The sequence below is a fragment of the Aeromonas sp. FDAARGOS 1402 genome (genome assembly GCF_019046925.1).
GTDB lineage: Bacteria > Pseudomonadota > Gammaproteobacteria > Enterobacterales > Aeromonadaceae > Aeromonas > Aeromonas caviae.
This window is the reverse complement of the sequence record NZ_CP077201.1, coordinates 1,398,214-1,414,083: the sequence shown is the minus strand read 5'-3', so window position 1 is coordinate 1,414,083 and position 15,870 is coordinate 1,398,214. Positions and strand designations below refer to the sequence as shown.

Annotated in this window: 14 protein-coding genes; 8 read left to right on the top strand and 6 right to left on the bottom strand. The window is 63.0% G+C overall.

Annotation, left to right across the window (positions count from 1 at the left end; translation table 11 throughout):
• Positions 1 to 3: 3 nt before the first annotated feature.
• From I6L32_RS06760 to I6L32_RS06740, 5 genes are all read right to left on the bottom strand, one after another.
• Entirely contained in the window at positions 4 to 705 is a 702-nt protein-coding gene (locus I6L32_RS06760) for an ABC transporter ATP-binding protein (protein WP_053288910.1), read from the bottom strand.
• A 10-nt stretch (positions 706 to 715) separates the two neighbouring features.
• Positions 716 to 1,489: a high-affinity branched-chain amino acid ABC transporter ATP-binding protein LivG gene (gene livG, locus I6L32_RS06755; RefSeq protein ID WP_010672381.1), complete on the bottom strand. Its 774-nt coding sequence runs from the start codon at positions 1,487 to 1,489 to the stop codon at positions 716 to 718.
• Complete coding sequence (locus I6L32_RS06750) at positions 1,486 to 2,754, bottom strand: high-affinity branched-chain amino acid ABC transporter permease LivM (protein WP_039041002.1); 1,269 nt, start codon at positions 2,752 to 2,754, stop codon at positions 1,486 to 1,488. The genes livG and I6L32_RS06750 overlap by 4 nt, the downstream gene beginning before the upstream one ends.
• A gap of 82 nt (positions 2,755 to 2,836) precedes the next feature.
• Positions 2,837 to 3,763 (bottom strand): high-affinity branched-chain amino acid ABC transporter permease LivH, encoded by a 927-nt coding sequence (gene livH, locus I6L32_RS06745; RefSeq protein WP_010672383.1) that lies wholly within the window; start codon positions 3,761 to 3,763, stop codon positions 2,837 to 2,839.
• A 66-nt stretch (positions 3,764 to 3,829) separates the two neighbouring features.
• Positions 3,830 to 4,951 carry a branched-chain amino acid ABC transporter substrate-binding protein gene (locus I6L32_RS06740; protein ID WP_039041003.1) on the bottom strand — a complete coding sequence of 374 codons (1,122 nt, stop codon included), beginning with the start codon at positions 4,949 to 4,951 and terminating at the stop codon, positions 3,830 to 3,832.
• Between the two features lie 435 nt (positions 4,952 to 5,386).
• On the opposite strand from I6L32_RS06740, the gene I6L32_RS06735 reads away from it, so the two are divergent.
• Positions 5,387 to 6,391 carry a substrate-binding domain-containing protein gene (locus tag I6L32_RS06735; RefSeq protein WP_010672385.1) on the top strand — a complete coding sequence of 335 codons (1,005 nt, stop codon included), beginning with the start codon at positions 5,387 to 5,389 and terminating at the stop codon, positions 6,389 to 6,391.
• 83 nt (positions 6,392 to 6,474) lie between these two features.
• Here I6L32_RS06735 and norR read toward each other — a convergent pair whose 3' ends face one another.
• A complete protein-coding gene (gene norR, locus I6L32_RS06730) occupies positions 6,475 to 8,001 on the bottom strand; it encodes a nitric oxide reductase transcriptional regulator NorR (RefSeq protein WP_254203887.1) in 1,527 nt (508 codons plus the stop codon).
• A 170-nt stretch (positions 8,002 to 8,171) separates the two neighbouring features.
• Between norR and norV the strand changes: the two genes are divergently transcribed.
• From norV to I6L32_RS06695, 7 genes are all read left to right on the top strand, one after another.
• The gene (norV, locus tag I6L32_RS06725) at positions 8,172 to 9,656 is read left to right on the top strand and encodes an anaerobic nitric oxide reductase flavorubredoxin (RefSeq protein ID WP_216944855.1); all 1,485 of its coding nucleotides are present in this window, start codon (positions 8,172 to 8,174) and stop codon (positions 9,654 to 9,656) included.
• On the top strand, positions 9,653 to 10,819 hold the full coding sequence (gene norW / locus I6L32_RS06720; RefSeq protein ID WP_216944854.1) for an NADH:flavorubredoxin reductase NorW: 1,167 nt from the start codon (positions 9,653 to 9,655) through the stop codon (positions 10,817 to 10,819). The genes norV and norW overlap by 4 nt, the downstream gene beginning before the upstream one ends.
• Positions 10,820 to 10,870: 51 nt before the next feature.
• A complete protein-coding gene (locus tag I6L32_RS06715) occupies positions 10,871 to 11,209 on the top strand; it encodes a DUF1971 domain-containing protein (RefSeq protein WP_201927768.1) in 339 nt (112 codons plus the stop codon).
• Between the two features lie 122 nt (positions 11,210 to 11,331).
• Positions 11,332 to 12,549, top strand: a complete 1,218-nt coding sequence (locus tag I6L32_RS06710; RefSeq protein ID WP_216944853.1) for a 4Fe-4S binding protein — start codon at positions 11,332 to 11,334, stop codon at positions 12,547 to 12,549.
• Between the two features lie 176 nt (positions 12,550 to 12,725).
• Entirely contained in the window at positions 12,726 to 12,809 is an 84-nt protein-coding gene (tnaC, locus tag I6L32_RS23640; protein ID WP_069652909.1) for a tryptophanase leader peptide, read from the top strand.
• A 203-nt stretch (positions 12,810 to 13,012) separates the two neighbouring features.
• Complete coding sequence (tnaA, locus tag I6L32_RS06700) at positions 13,013 to 14,479, top strand: tryptophanase (protein ID WP_010672391.1); 1,467 nt, start codon at positions 13,013 to 13,015, stop codon at positions 14,477 to 14,479.
• 70 nt (positions 14,480 to 14,549) lie between these two features.
• Positions 14,550 to 15,764 carry an aromatic amino acid transporter gene (locus I6L32_RS06695; protein ID WP_216944852.1) on the top strand — a complete coding sequence of 405 codons (1,215 nt, stop codon included), beginning with the start codon at positions 14,550 to 14,552 and terminating at the stop codon, positions 15,762 to 15,764.
• The last annotated feature ends 106 nt before the right edge of the window (positions 15,765 to 15,870 follow it).

Genomic DNA, 15,870 nt, shown 5'->3' with positions numbered 1-15,870 from the left:
TCCTCAGCCGCCGAGATAGGCCTGGCGGACGGCGGGGTTGGCCAGCAGGGCCTCTCCCGTGTCTTGCAGCACCACCCGGCCGTTCTCCAGCACATAGCCGCGATCCGCCAGCTTGAGCGCCTGGTTCGCGTTCTGCTCCACCAGGAAGATGGTCATCCCCTTCTGGCGCAGTTGCTCTATGGTGTCGAAGATCTGCTGGATGACGATGGGCGCGAGTCCCAGGGAGGGTTCATCCAGCAGCAGAAGGCGCGGCTTGCTCATCAGGGCGCGGCCGATGGCCAGCATCTGCTGCTCGCCGCCGGACATGGTGCCTGCCCGCTGCTCCAGCCGCTCTTGCAGGCGGGGGAACAGGGTAAAAATCTGATCCAGCAGGCCGCGCTGCTCCGCCTTGTCGACGAAGAAGGCCCCCATCAGCAGGTTCTCCTCCACCGTGAGGCGGGCGAAGATGCGGCGCCCCTCCGGCACCACGGCGATGTCCTTGCGCATGATGCGGGCGGTGGTGAGGGAGTCTATCTGCTCCCCCTCGAACCAGATGGAGCCGCTGCTGGGCTTGGGCTCGCCACACAGGGTCATCAGCAGAGTGGTCTTGCCGGCGCCGTTGGCGCCGATCAGGGTGACGATTTCCCCCTCTTTCACCTCGACGCTGACGTCGTGCAGCGCCTGAATTTTGCCGTAGTGGGTCGATACGTTGCGAAGTTCTAACATCTTTTTGTCCTTACGACTCGCCCAGATAGGCCTTGATCACCGCCGGATTGCTGCGGATTTCGTCCGGTTTGCCGTGGGCCAGCGGGGTGCCCTGGTTGACCACGAAGATGCGGTTGGAGATCTCCATCACCAGCTTCATGTCGTGCTCGATCAGCAGCACCGAGACCCCGAACTCGTCCCTCAGGTTGGAGATGAGCTCGTTGAGCTCGTCGGTCTCCTTGGGGTTGAGACCTGCGGCCGGTTCATCGAGCATCAGCAGTTCGGGCCGGGTCGCCATGCAGCGGGCGATCTCGAGGCGGCGCTGCTGGCCGTAAGCCAGGTTGCCCGCGGCGCGGTTGGCGAGATCCTTGAGGCCCACCTTTTCCAGCCAGAAGGCGGACTGCTCCAGCCCCTCTTTCTCGGCGCGGCGGAAGGAGGGGGTCTTGAACAGGCCGGCGATGAAGCCGGTATTGAGATGCCTGTGCTGGGCCACCAGCAGGTTTTCCACCGCCGTCATCTCCTTGAACAGGCGCACGTGCTGGAAAGTCCGCACTATGCCCTTGCGAGCGATGAGGTGGCCGGGCAACCCCTGGATCTCTTCACCCTTGTAGCGAATGACACCGCCACTCGGGCGATAGAAGCCGGTCAGGCAGTTGAAGATGGTGGTCTTGCCCGCCCCGTTGGGGCCGATGATGGAGATCACCTCCCCCTTTTCCACATCCAGCTTGACGCCGTTGACCGCGAGCAGGCCGCCAAAGCGCATCGACAGATCTGAGACATCCAACAATGGTTGATTGTTGCTCATTTACGCAGCTCCATATGGGGTCGACTCATGGGCAGCAGTCCCTGCGGCCGCCAGATCATCATGAATACCATCAAGAGACCGAACATCAGCATGCGATATTCGTTGAACTCGCGGGCGAGCTCCGGCAGCACCGTCATCACGATGGCCGCCAGCACCACCCCGATCTGGGATCCCATGCCTCCCAGCACCACAATCGCAAGGACGATGGCCGACTCGATGAAGACGAAGGATTCCGGGCTGATGAAGCCCTGGCGCGAGGCGAAGAAGCTGCCGGCAAAGCCCGCGAAGCAGGCGCCTATGGTGAAGGCGGTCAGCTTGATGATGGTGGGGTTGAGCCCCAGGGACTTGCAAGCGATCTCGTCTTCCCGCAGCGCCTCCCAGGCACGGCCGAGCGGCATGCGCAGCAGGCGGTTGATGACGAACAGGGTCGCCACTACCAGCACCAGGGCCATCAGGTAGAGGAAGATCACCTTGTGGTTGGCGTTGTAGGCGATGCCGAAGAAGTCGTGGAAGGTGCCAAAGCCCCCGTCCTTGACGGTGCGGTTGAACTCGAGCCCCCCCAGAGTCGGTTTCGGAATGCCGGAGATCCCGTTCGGACCGCCGGTCAGGGTGGTCATGTTGTTGAGCAGGATGCGGATGATCTCGCCAAAGCCCAGGGTGACGATGGCCAGGTAGTCCCCCCGCAGCCGCAGCACCGGGAACCCGAGCAGGAAGCCGAAGGTGGCCGCCAGCAGACCGGCGATGGGCAGACACTCCCAGAAGCTCAGACCGAAGTAGGTGTTGAGCAGGGCGTAGCTGTAGGCGCCGACCGCATAGAAGCCGACATAGCCGAGGTCGAGCAGGCCAGCGAGGCCCACCACCACGTTCAGTCCCAGCCCCAGCATGATGTAAATCAGGGTGAGGGTGGCCAGATCGATGGCGCCGCGAGAGGCCATGAAGGGCCAGCTCACCGCAAACAGCAGCACCAGCACGGCGGTGAGGTTATAGAGCTTGGGGGCCTCTTCGGGGCTTGGCAGCACCAGCTTGGTGAAGCCGACGGAGAAGCCGCTGATGGAGGCCTGGAACAGACGGCTTATCTGGCCGCGCAGCATCTGGAACCAGAAGACGATGGTGGCGCCCCCCAGCAGCCAGGCCAGCGACACATCGAGGCGGCTCACCACCAGCAGGCGGGAGCCATCGGTCTCCAGCTTGAAGCCGAGCAGCCAAAAGGAGAGCACCAGCAGCACCAGGCTGGCGATGCAGGCATGGATAAATTGACGTTTCATCAGACTTTCTCCACTTCCGGACGGCCGAGAATGCCAGTGATGGTCATGAACAGCAGCACGAGGGCATGCATAGATTGGTTTTTCATACCTTCTCGACCTCCGGACGACCCAGGATGCCGGTGGGCATGAAGAGCAACACGAAGATGAGCAGGGCAAAGGCCATCACATCCTTGTACTCGGTGCTGAGATAGCCCGCGGTGAGCGCTTCCACCACGCCGAGCAGCAGGCCGCCCAGCACGGCGCCGGGAATGCTGCCGATGCCGCCCAATACCGCGGCGGTGAAGGCCTTCAAGCCCGCCATGAAGCCGAGATAGGGGTTGATGACACCGTAGTACATGCCGAGCAGCACCCCCGCGACGGCGGCCAGGGCGGCCCCCAGCACGAAGGTGATGGAGATGACCACGTGAGTGTCTATCCCTAACAGGTTGGCCATCTTGATGTCTTCGGAACAGGCACGGCAGGCACGCCCCATGCGGGAGCGGCCGATGAACTGGGTCAACGCCAGCATGGTGACGAAGGTCACCACGAAGATGATGAGCTGCATGTAGGAGAGGCTGGCCTGGAAGCCATCCTCGCCGCCGAGGGTCCAGCCCCCGGAGATCAGAGTGGGCATGGCGATGTCACGCGAGCCCTGGGCCATCCGCATCATGTTCTGCAGGAAGATCGACATGCCGATGGCGGAGATGAGGGGGATCAGGCGGTTGCCGCCCCGCAGTGGACGATAGGCCACCCGCTCTATGGACCAGCCATAGCTGCCGGTGATGATGATGCTGACCAGGAAGGCGCCCCCCAGCAGCAGCACGGTGCTGTCGATGCCCATCATCATGAGCCCGGCCATCACCATGAAGGCGACATAGGAGCCGATCATGTAGACCTCGCCGTGGGCGAAGTTGATCATGCCGATGATGCCGTAGACCATGGTGTAGCCGATGGCGATCAACGCATAGGTGCTGCCTATGGTCAATCCGTTCAGCAACTGCTGAACCAGATAAAGAAGGTGTTCGGACATACCGCGTTCCCTGTGTACTTGCCCGCAAAGAAAGGAGGGGTGACTCACGTCACCCCGACCGGCAGATTATTTGAGTTGAGTGGAGGTACCGTCGGCGTGCCACTGGAACACACCGAATTCGAAGCCTTTCAGGTCACCGTTCGGCGCCCAGGTCAGGGGGCCCATGACGGTGTCGATCGGTGCGGCCTTGATGGCGGCAGCGACGGCAGCCGGATCATCCTCGCCCGCCTTGGCGATACCGGCCGCCAGGGCCTGCATGGCGGCGTAGGTGGTCCAGACGAACGGACCGGAGGAGTCCTGACCCTTGGCCTTGAACGCTTCTACGATGGGGGCGTTGGCCGGCACCAGGTCATATTTGTTCGGCAGGGTCACCAGCAGGCCTTCGGAAGCCGGGCCGCCGATGGCGGAGATGTCCTTGTTGCCCACGCCTTCCGGACCCATGAACTTGGCCTTCAGACCCTTCTCGCCAGCCTGGCGCAGGATCAGACCCAGCTCGGGGTGGTAGCCGCCGTAGTAGACGAAGTCGACGTTCTCTTTCTGCAGCTTGGCGATCAGGGCGGAGAAGTCCTTGTCGCCGGCGGTGATGCCCTCATAGGCAACGACCTTGACGCCGGCCTTGTCCAGCGCGGCTTTCACGCTGGAGGCGATGCCTTCACCGTACTGTTTCTTGTCGTGGATGACGGCCACGCGCTGGGGTTTGACCTGCTCGATGATGTACTTGGCAGCGGTCGGGCCCTGGTCGCTGTCCAGACCGATGGTACGCAGGGTCAGCTGGTAACCGCGCTCGGTGATCTTGGGGTTGGTGGAGGCGGGGGTGACCATCAGGACCCCTTCATCTTCATAGATGTCGGAGGCGGGCAGGGTGTTGTCGGAGCAGAGGTGGCCGACCACGAACTTGACGCCGTCGTTGATCACCTTGTTGGCGATGGCCACGGCCTGTTTGGGATCGCAGGCATCGTCATAGATGACGGCTTCGATCTGCTTGCCCTTGATGCCGCCCGCCTTGTTGATCTGCTCGACCGCCATCTTGCCGCCGGTGAACTGCATGTCACCGTACTGGGCGACCGGGCCGGTCAGGGGGCCGGCGATACCGATCTTGATGGTGTCGGCCGCATTGGCCATGGAAACTGATCCAAACAGAGCCAAAGAAACCGCTGCTCTGACTGCCATTTTGCTGAAGTTATGCATTGATTCGTCCCTTAATCAGTGAATTGTTTCATTTTATGCACGTCATTCCGAGCCTGTGTCCCGCCAGCCCGGCGATAGATAAGGTTCTATCATTCCTCGCCGGGCAATAACAAGATGTTAAAGATACTAACCGGAGCAGGTGTGAGAGGGGTTTTGTGAAACTAACACGCAGTTTATTGCTGCTTACTGGAGTTTAATGTCGCTGTGATGGTGCAACATACACATAACAAATTGTCATGGTGACAATTTCCAGAGTAAAAAACTGACGATATTTCATTCTGCGTCCGCTCTCATTTTGACCAAAATCCGTTTGCGCAAAAAGAAATGACCGCATAGATTAGCCAGCATTGATAATTCACTGGCAGCGCCCGTTAAAACCAAGCCTTTATTCGGGAAATCTGCTACTGTTCCGCCTTTGTTATTCAGGAGACAGAGATGGCAACTATCAAGGATGTCGCCTCGCGCGCAGGCGTATCCATCTCCACCGTCTCACATGTACTCAATCACACCCGTCGGGTCAGCGAAGACGCAACCCAGAAAGTGCTTGAGGCGGTGGCAGAGCTGAACTACGCGCCCAACTCGGTGGCGCGCAGTCTCAAGATCAATTCGACCAAGACCATTGGCATGCTGGTGACCACCAGTGCCAACCCCTTCTTCGCGGAAGTGGTACAGGGGGTGGAAGCCTACTGCTTCGAGCAGGGTTACAGCCTGATCCTGTGCAACACCGAGAACCAGCCGCCCCGCCAGCAGCACTATCTGCGCATGCTGATGGAGAAGCGGGTCGACGGCCTGCTGGTGCTGGGGACCGATATCGACACCCAGTTCAGGGACATGCTGCGTATCCACAAAAACGTGCCGCAAGTGGTGCTGGACTGGGGCAACGAGTGCGATTTCGCCAACGTGATCAACGACAACGCCCGCATCGGCGCGCGTCTGGCGGTGCGCCATCTGCTGGAGCAGGGCCACACCAACATCGTCTGCATCACCGGCCATCTCGCCAAGCCGACTACCCAGCAACGGCTGGACGGGGTGCGCGATGCCCTGGCTGAACAGGGGATGACCCTGAAAGAAGAGCAGATCTTCGAAGGGGACTACGAGAGCCAGAGCGGCTTCGATGCCATGCAGCGCATCCTGGCCCTCACCCCTCGCCCGACCGCGGTCTTTGCCTTCGACGATCCCATGGCCATCGGTGCCATCTGCGCCGCCTGGGAGGCCGGGGTCAAGGTGCCGGACGATATCTCCATGATCGGCTATGACGACGTGGAGATGGCGCGCTTCTCCAGCCCGCCGCTCACCACCATCCGCCACCCCAAGGCCGAGCTCGGCCTGCTGGCGGTGCAGCAACTGGTGAGCCGGATCCGCAACAAGGAGCTGGAAGTGGAGTCCATGACGGTGCAGCCCGAGCTCATCGTCCGCCGCTCGGTCAAGTCCCTGCGCTGACGGCGCCACGGGTGCCATGAACAAGAAGCCCCCTCGCCAGCGAGGGGGTTTCTGTTTTTGGGCCCCTCTGGTATCTGGGGGCGTCAGGCCTTGAGACCGAGCCGCCTGGCGAGGCGGTGCAGGTTGCCGCCGTCCAGATCCAGCGCCCGGGCGCTGGCGGCCCAGTTGCCGTCATGGGCCGTCAGGGTCTGCTCGATGAGTTGGCGCTGGAACAGATCGGTGGCGGCGCGAAGGCCCAGGCCGGCAATGGCCGGAGAGGCGGGCTGGCTGACGGTGTCGGCGGGAAGGGATGAGCCCGTCGGTCCCAGGTTGAAGTGGTGGGGTTTCAGGGTCGGCGAGGGGCTGCCCTGTTCGGCCCTGGCCAGCACGGCGGCGCGGTGGATGGCGTGCTCCAGCTCCCGCACGTTGCCGGGCCAGTCGTGGCGCTCGAGCAGTTGCAGCGCCTGTGGCTGGATACGCAGCTGCTCCAGCCCCAGGCCGAGCCGGCAGCGCTCGCAAAAGTAACCGGCCAGCAGGGGAATGTCGCCTGGGTGTTCCCGCAGTGCCGGGGCGTGGATCGGGAACACGCTCAGCCGGTGGTAGAGGTCGGCCCGAAACTGCCCCTCGACCACCGCCTGTTTCAGATCCCGGTTGGTGGCCGCCAGGATGCGCACATTCACCTTGAGCGGGGTGTCGTCACCGATCCGCTGCAGATCGCCGTATTGCAGCACCCGCAGCAGCTTGGCCTGCAGCGCCAGGGAGAGCTCCCCTATCTCGTCGAGAAACAGAGTGCCCTTGTCCGCCAGCTCGAACTTGCCCGCCCGATTGTGGATGGCGCCGGTGAAGGCCCCCTTCACGTGGCCGAACAGCTCGCTCTCGGCCACGGATTCGGGCAGGGCGGCGCAGTTGAGGTAGACCAGGGGGGCATGGGCGCGGGGTGAGCCGCCATGCACCGCCTTGGCGATCAGCTCCTTGCCGACCCCGGTCTCCCCCAAAATCAGCACGTTCAGCTCCGAGCTGGCCACCACGTCTATCTCGTGGCGCAACCGGGCCATGGCGGGGGAGTGGCCTATCATCTCCGGCTGCTCGGGGCCGGGCCGGGTGCCGGGGACCAGGGGCTCGCTGCTCTGGCGGGCGAGCCGCTCCAGCAGCAGGGCGTTGTCGAGGGCGGCGGCGGCCAGGGCCCCCACCAGCCGCAGCTCCTCGTCACTGATGCCGTCGAACTGGGCCGGGTTCATGCCGTCTATGGTCAGGGCGCCGATCAGCGCCTGATCCGAGAACAGCGGCAGGCCGACACAGGCGTGCACCTTGAAGTCGTCGTGATCCGGCAGCAGGCCGTCATAGGGGTCGGGCAGGGCGCTGTCGGCGGGGAAGCGCACCACATCCCCGGCGCGGGCGATGGCCTCGAGGCGCGGGTGATCCTTGAGGGCGAAGCGGCGCCCCAGCACGTCCTGCATCAGGCCGTCGATGGCCAGCGGGATGAACTGGCCCCCCTCGTAGCGCAGCAGGGCCGAGGCATCCGAGTTCAGCAGGCTGCGCACGCTCTGGATCAGGCGGTGGAAGCGGTCCTGATGAGAGATGCCGAGTTGCAGGTCGAGGGCGATGCGCGCCAGGCTGTCGGTCGAGATCACGATAATTGTCCAAATGACAGTATGTTTGTGATTTTGACTATAATGGTGTGGTGTCTTAATGACAACGAGCGATATGCGAAGCCATTAAAAACAATGGGTTACAAGTTGGCACGTCCGCTGCAATAGCTGGTTCAGTTGAACATCCACTATTGCATTCGAGGAACTGCCTGATGAGCATTCACGTCAAGAACAACATCCACTGGGTCGGCCAACGGGACTGGGAGGTACGCGACTTCCACGGCACCGAGTACAAGACCCACAAGGGCACCAGCTACAACAGCTACCTCATCCGCGAAGGGAAGAATGTGCTGATCGACACCGTCGATCACAAGTTCAGCCGTGAGTTCGTGCAGAACCTGGCGGCCGAGATCGATCTCGCCGCCATCGACTACGTGGTGATCAACCACGCCGAGGAGGATCACGCCGGCGCCCTGACCGAGCTGATGGCCCGTATCCCCGGCACCCCCATCTACTGCACCCACAACGCCATCGACTCCATCACCGGCCATCATCACCACCCGGAGTGGAACTTCCACCCGGTCAAGACCGGTGACAGCCTGGACATCGGCAACGGCAAGCAGCTGGTGTTCATCGAGACCCCCATGCTGCACTGGCCCGACAGCATGATGACCTACATGACCGAGGACGCGGTGCTGTTCTCCAACGACGCCTTCGGCCAGCACTACTGCGACGAGCACCTGTTCAACGACGAGGTGGATCAGACCGAGCTGATGGAGCAGTGCCAGCGCTACTACGCCAACATCCTCACCCCCTTCAGCCCCCTGGTGACCGCCAAGATCAAAGAGGTGCTGGGCTTCAACCTGCCGGTGAGCATGGTGGCCACCTCCCACGGCATCGTCTGGCGCGAGGACCCTACCCAGATCATCCTGAAATACCTGGAGTGGGCCGACCACTATCAGGAAGACCGCATCACCTTGTTCTACGACTCCATGTCCAACAACACCCGCATGATGGCCGACGCCATCGCCCAGGGCATCCACGAGGTGGACCCCGGCGTGGCGGTGAAGATCTACAACGTGGCCCGCCACGACAAGAACGAGATCCTGACCCAGGTGTTCCGCTCCAAGGGGATACTGGTGGGCTCCTCCACCATGAACAACGTCATGATGCCCAAGGTGGCGGGCATGCTCGAAGAGATCACCGGCCTGCGTTTTCGCAACAAGCGCGCCTCGGCCTTCGGCAGCTACGGCTGGACCGGCGGTGCGGTGGACCGGATCCAGACCCGATTGATGGACGCAGGTTTCGACATCAGCATCTCCCTCAAGGCCAAGTGGCGCCCGGATGGTTCGGCGCTGGCCGAATGCCGCGAGCATGGCCGCCAGCTCGCCCGTCAGTGGGCGTTACACCCTCTGGACGCGCCCCGCCCGATCACCGCTACTCATGCGGCGGTGGTACCCGTCCCCGCGATGCCTGCTGTTGAGCCGCAAGCCGCAGCGGCCGCCGCCGAATGGGACGATGATCAGGCCATGCTCTGCACCGTCTGCCAGTGGGTCTATGACCCGGCGCTGGGTGAGCCGGATCAGCTGGTGGCGCCGGGCACCCCCTGGGCTCAGGTACCTGACAGCTTCCTCTGCCCGGGTTGCGGCATCGGCAAGGAGGTATTCGAACCCTGCGCCGTGGAGGCCTGTGTATGAGCGCAGCAACGCAGAGTGACGCTGGCATCAGCCGGGAGATAGTGGTGATCGGCAGCGGCTTCGCTGCCCAGCAGCTGGTCAAGAGCCTGCGCAAGCTGGACTGGGATCAGCCCATCCGCCTCATCACCGCCGACAGCGGCGACGAGTACAACAAGCCGGACTTGAGCCATGTGGTGAGCCGGGGCTGCGCCGCCGCAGCCATGACCCGTCTTAGCGGCAGCGACTTTGCCGAGCAGCAGCGCATCGCGCTGCTGCCCCACAGCCCGGTGCTCGGCATCGATCCAGCCCGGCGGTTGGTGCTGACCGAGCAGGGGGAATTCCCCTACGGCAAGCTGGTGCTGGCCACCGGGGCGAGCGCGGTGCGCCCCGATCTGCCGGGCAGCGAACACCTGGTCACCCTCAACAGCCAGCAGGAGTACGCCGCCATCGAGGCGCAACTGCGCCAGGCCCGCCGCATCCTGGTGCTGGGGGCGGGGTTCATCGGCTGCGAGCTGGCGATGGACATGGCGAGCGCAGGAAAAGAGGTGACGCTGGTGGATCTGGCCGACAGCCCCTTAAGCGCCCTGCTGCCCGCCGCCCTGACCGAGCCGCTGCAACAGGCGCTGCGCAGCCAGGGGGTCAGCCTGCAGTTCGGGACGGGTCTCGCCAGGATAGATGCCCAGCCGGGGGATGGCTGGCGCGTCACCCTGACCGACGGGCGCATCAGCGAGCAGGATCTGGTGATCGCCGCGATCGGCCTGCGGCCGAATCAGGCCCTGGCCCGTGGGGCCGGGCTGGCAGTGGAGCGCGGCATCCTGGTCGACGATCGGCTGCAGACCAGCGATCCCCACATCTTTGCCCTGGGGGATTGCGTGCAGTGGCAAGGTCAGCTGCTCCCCTTCCTGCAACCCATCGTGCTGGCGGCCAATGCGCTGGCGCGCACCCTGCTCGGCACACCGACCCCGCTGACTTTGTCCCCCATGCTGGTGAAGGTGAAGACGCCGCGCTACCCGCTGCAACTGGCCGGTCGCACCCGGGGCGAGGATCTCGCCTGGCAGTGCCGCTGGAACAGCCACGGCATGGTGGCCGAGGCCCGCGACCAAGCAGGCGATCTGTGCGGCTTCGTGGTGGGTGGAGATCAGATGAGCGCCGCCTTCCCGCTGCTGCGTCAGCTGCCCCGTTAACCCCTTTCATTGCACCGGCCGGGTCGACCCGGCCACTCGAGGAGAACCGATATGGCCATGCAACTGATCCCGTCTCACTGGGTGGTGCGCCGCTCCACTCCCTTCTTTACCCGCGAGAATGTGCCCCAGGCCCTGCTCACCCATCACAACACCGCGGCCGGGGTGTTCGGCCAGCTCTGCGTGATGGAGGGCACCGTCACCTATCACGGCTTTGCCGATGAGCAGGCCGAAGAGCCCGAGGTGAGCCTGGTGATCCGGGCCGGGGAGTTTGCCACCAGCCCGCCTCGATACTGGCACAGGGTCGAGTTGTCGGAGGATGCCCGCTTCAACATCCACTTCTGGGCCGAGCAGGCCGAATCCGACCAGCCGCTGTTCCACAGCCGCAAATAACGGGGTTTAAGGCTGAGGGGGCGGAGCGGGCGAATGCCCCCTCTGCCCATGCAGATCAAAATCATCAACTCAGATGTTGGTTATCCTGCCCCCTCGATTCGGATGAGCACAGTGAGGGAAACATGAGCCTGTTGGAAGCCCTGACCATGACCTCGGGTCTGGTCTATCTGGTTCTGTTGTTGTGGCAGGGCCGCAGCGGTTGGGGTTGGACGCTCTCTCTGCTGTTGGCCGCCGCGCTCTGGCTGGTGGTGGCGGATTCGGTACTCTGGCTCGCACTGGGGCTGGTGGCCACGACCCTGGCGCTCTGGCTGCGCTATCGCCCCCTACTCATGCTGGCCCACATAGACAGTCAACGTCTCAGAACGGCCACCAGGCAGGTATTGCTGCTGTGTTGGGTGTTGGTGGCGGTTCAATATGTTGTTCATATCGGACAGTTGGGGCTGGGGATGACCCCCTGGCTGGTACGCCCTGACGTGGTGGACGGTTTCCTGCCCATCGCCGGTGGTCTCGGGCTGCGGGCCTGGCTCGGGCAGGGGCTGGCAGACCCCCACCACCCGGCGGCCACCGTCACCGTGCTGGTGCTCTCCCTGTCGGCCCTGCTGCTGGGTCGGGCGTTTTGTGCCTGGTTCTGCCCGCTCGGGCTGGTGGGGGAGTGGCTGCACGGCCTGCGCGCACGCCTGTTGCCGGGGGAGTGGACCCCGCCGCGCTGGCTCGATGCCGTGTTGCGCGGCCAGAAGTTTCTGGTGCTCGGCTTTCTGCTCTTCATCATATTGCTGGCGGTACCCGCCGCCGCCCTGCCCGGCTACCTCGCCAGCCCCTACCATCAGGCGGCGGACATGAAGATGGGGGCCTTCTTCTTCAACCTGACCCTGATCTCGGGCCTGTGCCTTGGCTGGGTGCTGCTGCTCACCGCCACCTTCCGGCAAGGGTTCTGCCGCTACCTCTGCCCCTATGGCGCCTGGTTCGCCCTGCTCGGCCTGCTGACCCCATTGCGCATTCGCCGCGACCCGGCCCGCTGCCTGCGAAGCCTGGGCCACGATTGTGACAAGTGCAGCCGGGTTTGCCCCTCGCGCATCCAGGTGCACCAGCTCATCGCGGTGCAGAGCCTCGAGTGCACCAGTTGCCAGAGCTGCGTGGCCGCCTGCCCCAAGCGGGCCGATGCCCTGCATCTTGGCACGCAAGGGCAGCGACTCGCCCCCCGCCAACTGCTGGGACTGCTCTGTCTGTTGCTGCTGGTGTTGCCGCTGCTCTCCTACGGCTTGCTGGATCTCTGGGTCAGCCAGACACCGATCCCTGACCGCTACGAGTTGTTGCAGCGGCTGCCCTGGTTGACCCACTGAGGGGGAAAGGGCAAAAGGTGGATGATGGGGGGATCTTTCGGATTGGCGATAATAAGCTGTATAAAAATCCCCCGCCAAATTGTTAGCGCCATCCCACTTTGCTCATATTGCAATTGATCATATAGCGCTCCCCACCATAATGGGTGCTGTTATTTGGCGTTGTTAATATCAATTGGATGAGCAACAACATGAATATCAAGGTCAGCTATCCCAAGTGGTTTACCCTGGACCATAAGATCGCGTTCTTCTTCCCGCTGTAATTCCCCGCGGCGGCGCGGCATGCCTGCCATGCCACGAGCCCGCCTCCATTCCTGAACTGAAATAGCTGCACCCGTCTTCGCCTGTTTATTCTGGCGAGGCGATGTCGTGCACCCATTTCCCAATATTTCCCACCTACCTGACATTTTATTTTCGGCGGGGGAAGAGACTCATTTTGAATATTTAAATCTGGGGTGTTTATATTATGGAAAACTTCAAGCATCTGCCCGAACCCTTCCGTATTCGTGTCATCGAGCCGGTCAAGCGCACCACCCGTGCCTATCGGGAAGAGGCCATTGTCCGGGCGGGCATGAACCCCTTCCTGCTGGACAGCGAAGACGTCTTCATCGACCTGCTGACCGACAGCGGCACCGGCGCCATCACCCAGGACATGCAGGCCGCCATGCTGCGCGGTGACGAGGCCTACAGCGGCAGCCGCAGCTACTATGCCCTGCAACAGGCGGTGCAGGAGATCTTCGGCTACTCCCTGACCATCCCCACTCACCAGGGGCGCGGCGCCGAGCAGATTTACATCCCCGTGCTCATCAAGAAGCGGGAGCAGGAGAAGGGGCTGGATCGCAAGAAGATGGTGGCCCTCTCCAACTACTTCTTCGACACCACCCAGGGCCACACCCAGATCAACTGCTGCGTGGCGAAGAACGTCTACACCAGGGAGGCGTTCGATACCTCGGTCACCGCCGACTTCAAAGGCAACTTCGATCTGGTGAAGCTGGAAGAGGCCATCCTGGAGGCGGGCCCCGCCAACGTGCCCTACATCGTCAGCACCATCACCTGCAACTCCGCCGGGGGGCAGCCGGTCTCCATTGCCAACCTGAAGGCGGTGTACGAGATCGCCAGAAAGTACGACATCCCCGTCATCATGGACTCCGCCCGCTTCGCCGAGAACGCCTACTTCATCCAGCAGCGGGAGCCCGGCTACGCGAACTGGACCATCGAGGAGATCACGAGGGAGTCCTACAAGTACGCCGACGGCCTCGCCATGTCGGCGAAGAAGGATGCCATGGTGCAGATGGGGGGGCTGCTGTGCTTCAAGGATGACAGCATGCTGGACGTCTACACCGAGTGCCGCACCCTGTGCGTGGTGCAGGAGGGCTTCCCGACCTATGGCGGCCTGGAAGGGGGCGCCATGGAGCGCCTGGCGGTGGGCCTGCGGGACGGTATGCGCCAGGACTGGCTGGCCTATCGCATCGGCCAGGTGCAGTACCTGGTGGACGGGCTGGAGGCCATCGGCGTGGTGTGCCAGCAGGCAGGGGGCCATGCGGCCTTCGTGGATGCGGGCAAGTTGCTGCCCCACATCCCGGCGGATCAGTTCCCGGCCCACGCCCTGGCCTGCGAGCTCTACAAGGTCGCCGGCATCCGCGCGGTGGAGATAGGTTCCCTGCTGCTGGGGCGCGACCCCGCCACCGGCAAGCAGCACCCCTGCCCGGCGGAGCTGCTGCGCCTGACCATCCCCCGTGCCACCTATACCCAGACCCACATGGACTTTGTCATCGAGGCCTTCGGCGAGGTGAAGAAGAACGCCCACCGGGTGAAGGGGCTGGACTTCATTTACGAGCCGGCCGTGCTGCGTCACTTCACCGCCAGACTGAAAGAGGTCGAGCATAACGACCCGTCAGCCGGCAAGACGCAGAAAAAATTGATAGAAGCATAACGAGTCAGGGGCACAGATTTTTCTGTGCCCTTTTTTTTCACTGCTCTGTGAAAGATTTGGAGTGACACACATGACATCAACACCGTCCGTCATCGGAGGGGCCTGCATCATTGCCAGCGTCTGTGTCGGTGCCGGCATGCTGGGGCTGCCGAGCGCGGGAGCCGGGGCCTGGACCAGCTGGTCAACCCTCGCCATCATTCTTACCATGGTCGTCATGACGGTTTCAGGCTGGATGCTGCTGGAAGCCCTGAAACCCTACGCATTGACCGCCTCCTTCAACTCGGTGACCAAGGATCTGCTCGGTCACAGGATCAATCTCTTCAACAACCTCACCGTCTATTTCGTGGGCGGCATTTTGCTCTATGCCTACATCACCTCGTCGGGTCTCATCCTGGGCGGCCTGCTGGGCATCAATAGCCAGCTGGCCTCGGTGTTGTTCGTGCTGGTGTTCTCCTGGTTCGTCTGGCATTCGACCCGGGCGGTTGACAGGATTTCGGTCGTCCTGATCGTCTTTATGGTGCTGAGTTTCGTGTTCGGGGTCTTCGGGCTTGCCAGCAAGGTCGACACCGCCAAGCTGTTCAACTCCTTTGCCGAGGAGCTGGGCCGCGCCCCTTACGCCCTGGCCATGTTGCCGGTGGCGCTCACCTCGTTTGGCTACCACCACTCGGTGGCATCGATGCGCGCCTATTACGGCGAGGAGCAGAAAGCCAGGCAGGCGATCCTGGGGGGCACCCTGATCGCCCTGGCGCTCTATCTGCTGTGGCTGCTCAGCATCTTCGGCAACCTGCCTCGTCCCGCCTTCGGCCCCGTCATCGCCAAGGGGGGTGACGTGGATGTGCTGCTGGGGGCGCTGGCCTCGGTGATCGAGTCCAGGCAGGTCTCCCAGGCCATCAACCTCTTCTCCATGGCGGCCATCCTCTCCTCCTTCATCGGGGTGGGGCTCGGGGTGTTCGACTATCTGGCGGATCTGTTCCGGTTCGACAACAGCCGCCGGGGGCGGGCCAAATCCTGGGCGGTGACCTTCCTGCCCCCCCTGGCGCTCTCCCTGATGTTCCCGTTCGGCTTCGTGGTGGCCATCGGCTATGCCGGGGCCGCGGCGACCGTCTGGGCCTGCATCATCCCGGCCCTGCTGGCGAAAAAGTCCCGGGAGCTGGCCCCGGACGAGGCGGGGTTCAAGGCCCCCGGCGGCCAGCCCATGGTGGTGGCCGTCATCGTCTTCGGGGTGCTTACCGCCATCTTCCACCTGATGGCCATGGCGGGTCTGCTGCCCGTCTACACCGGCTGACCCTGGTGTGCTGAACCTGGCCCCATCCCGAACATATTCCACGGATGGGGCGCAGGATCCGGCCCGTTTCCCCCCATTTCCCCTCCGGATTTGATACCCGAAGGCA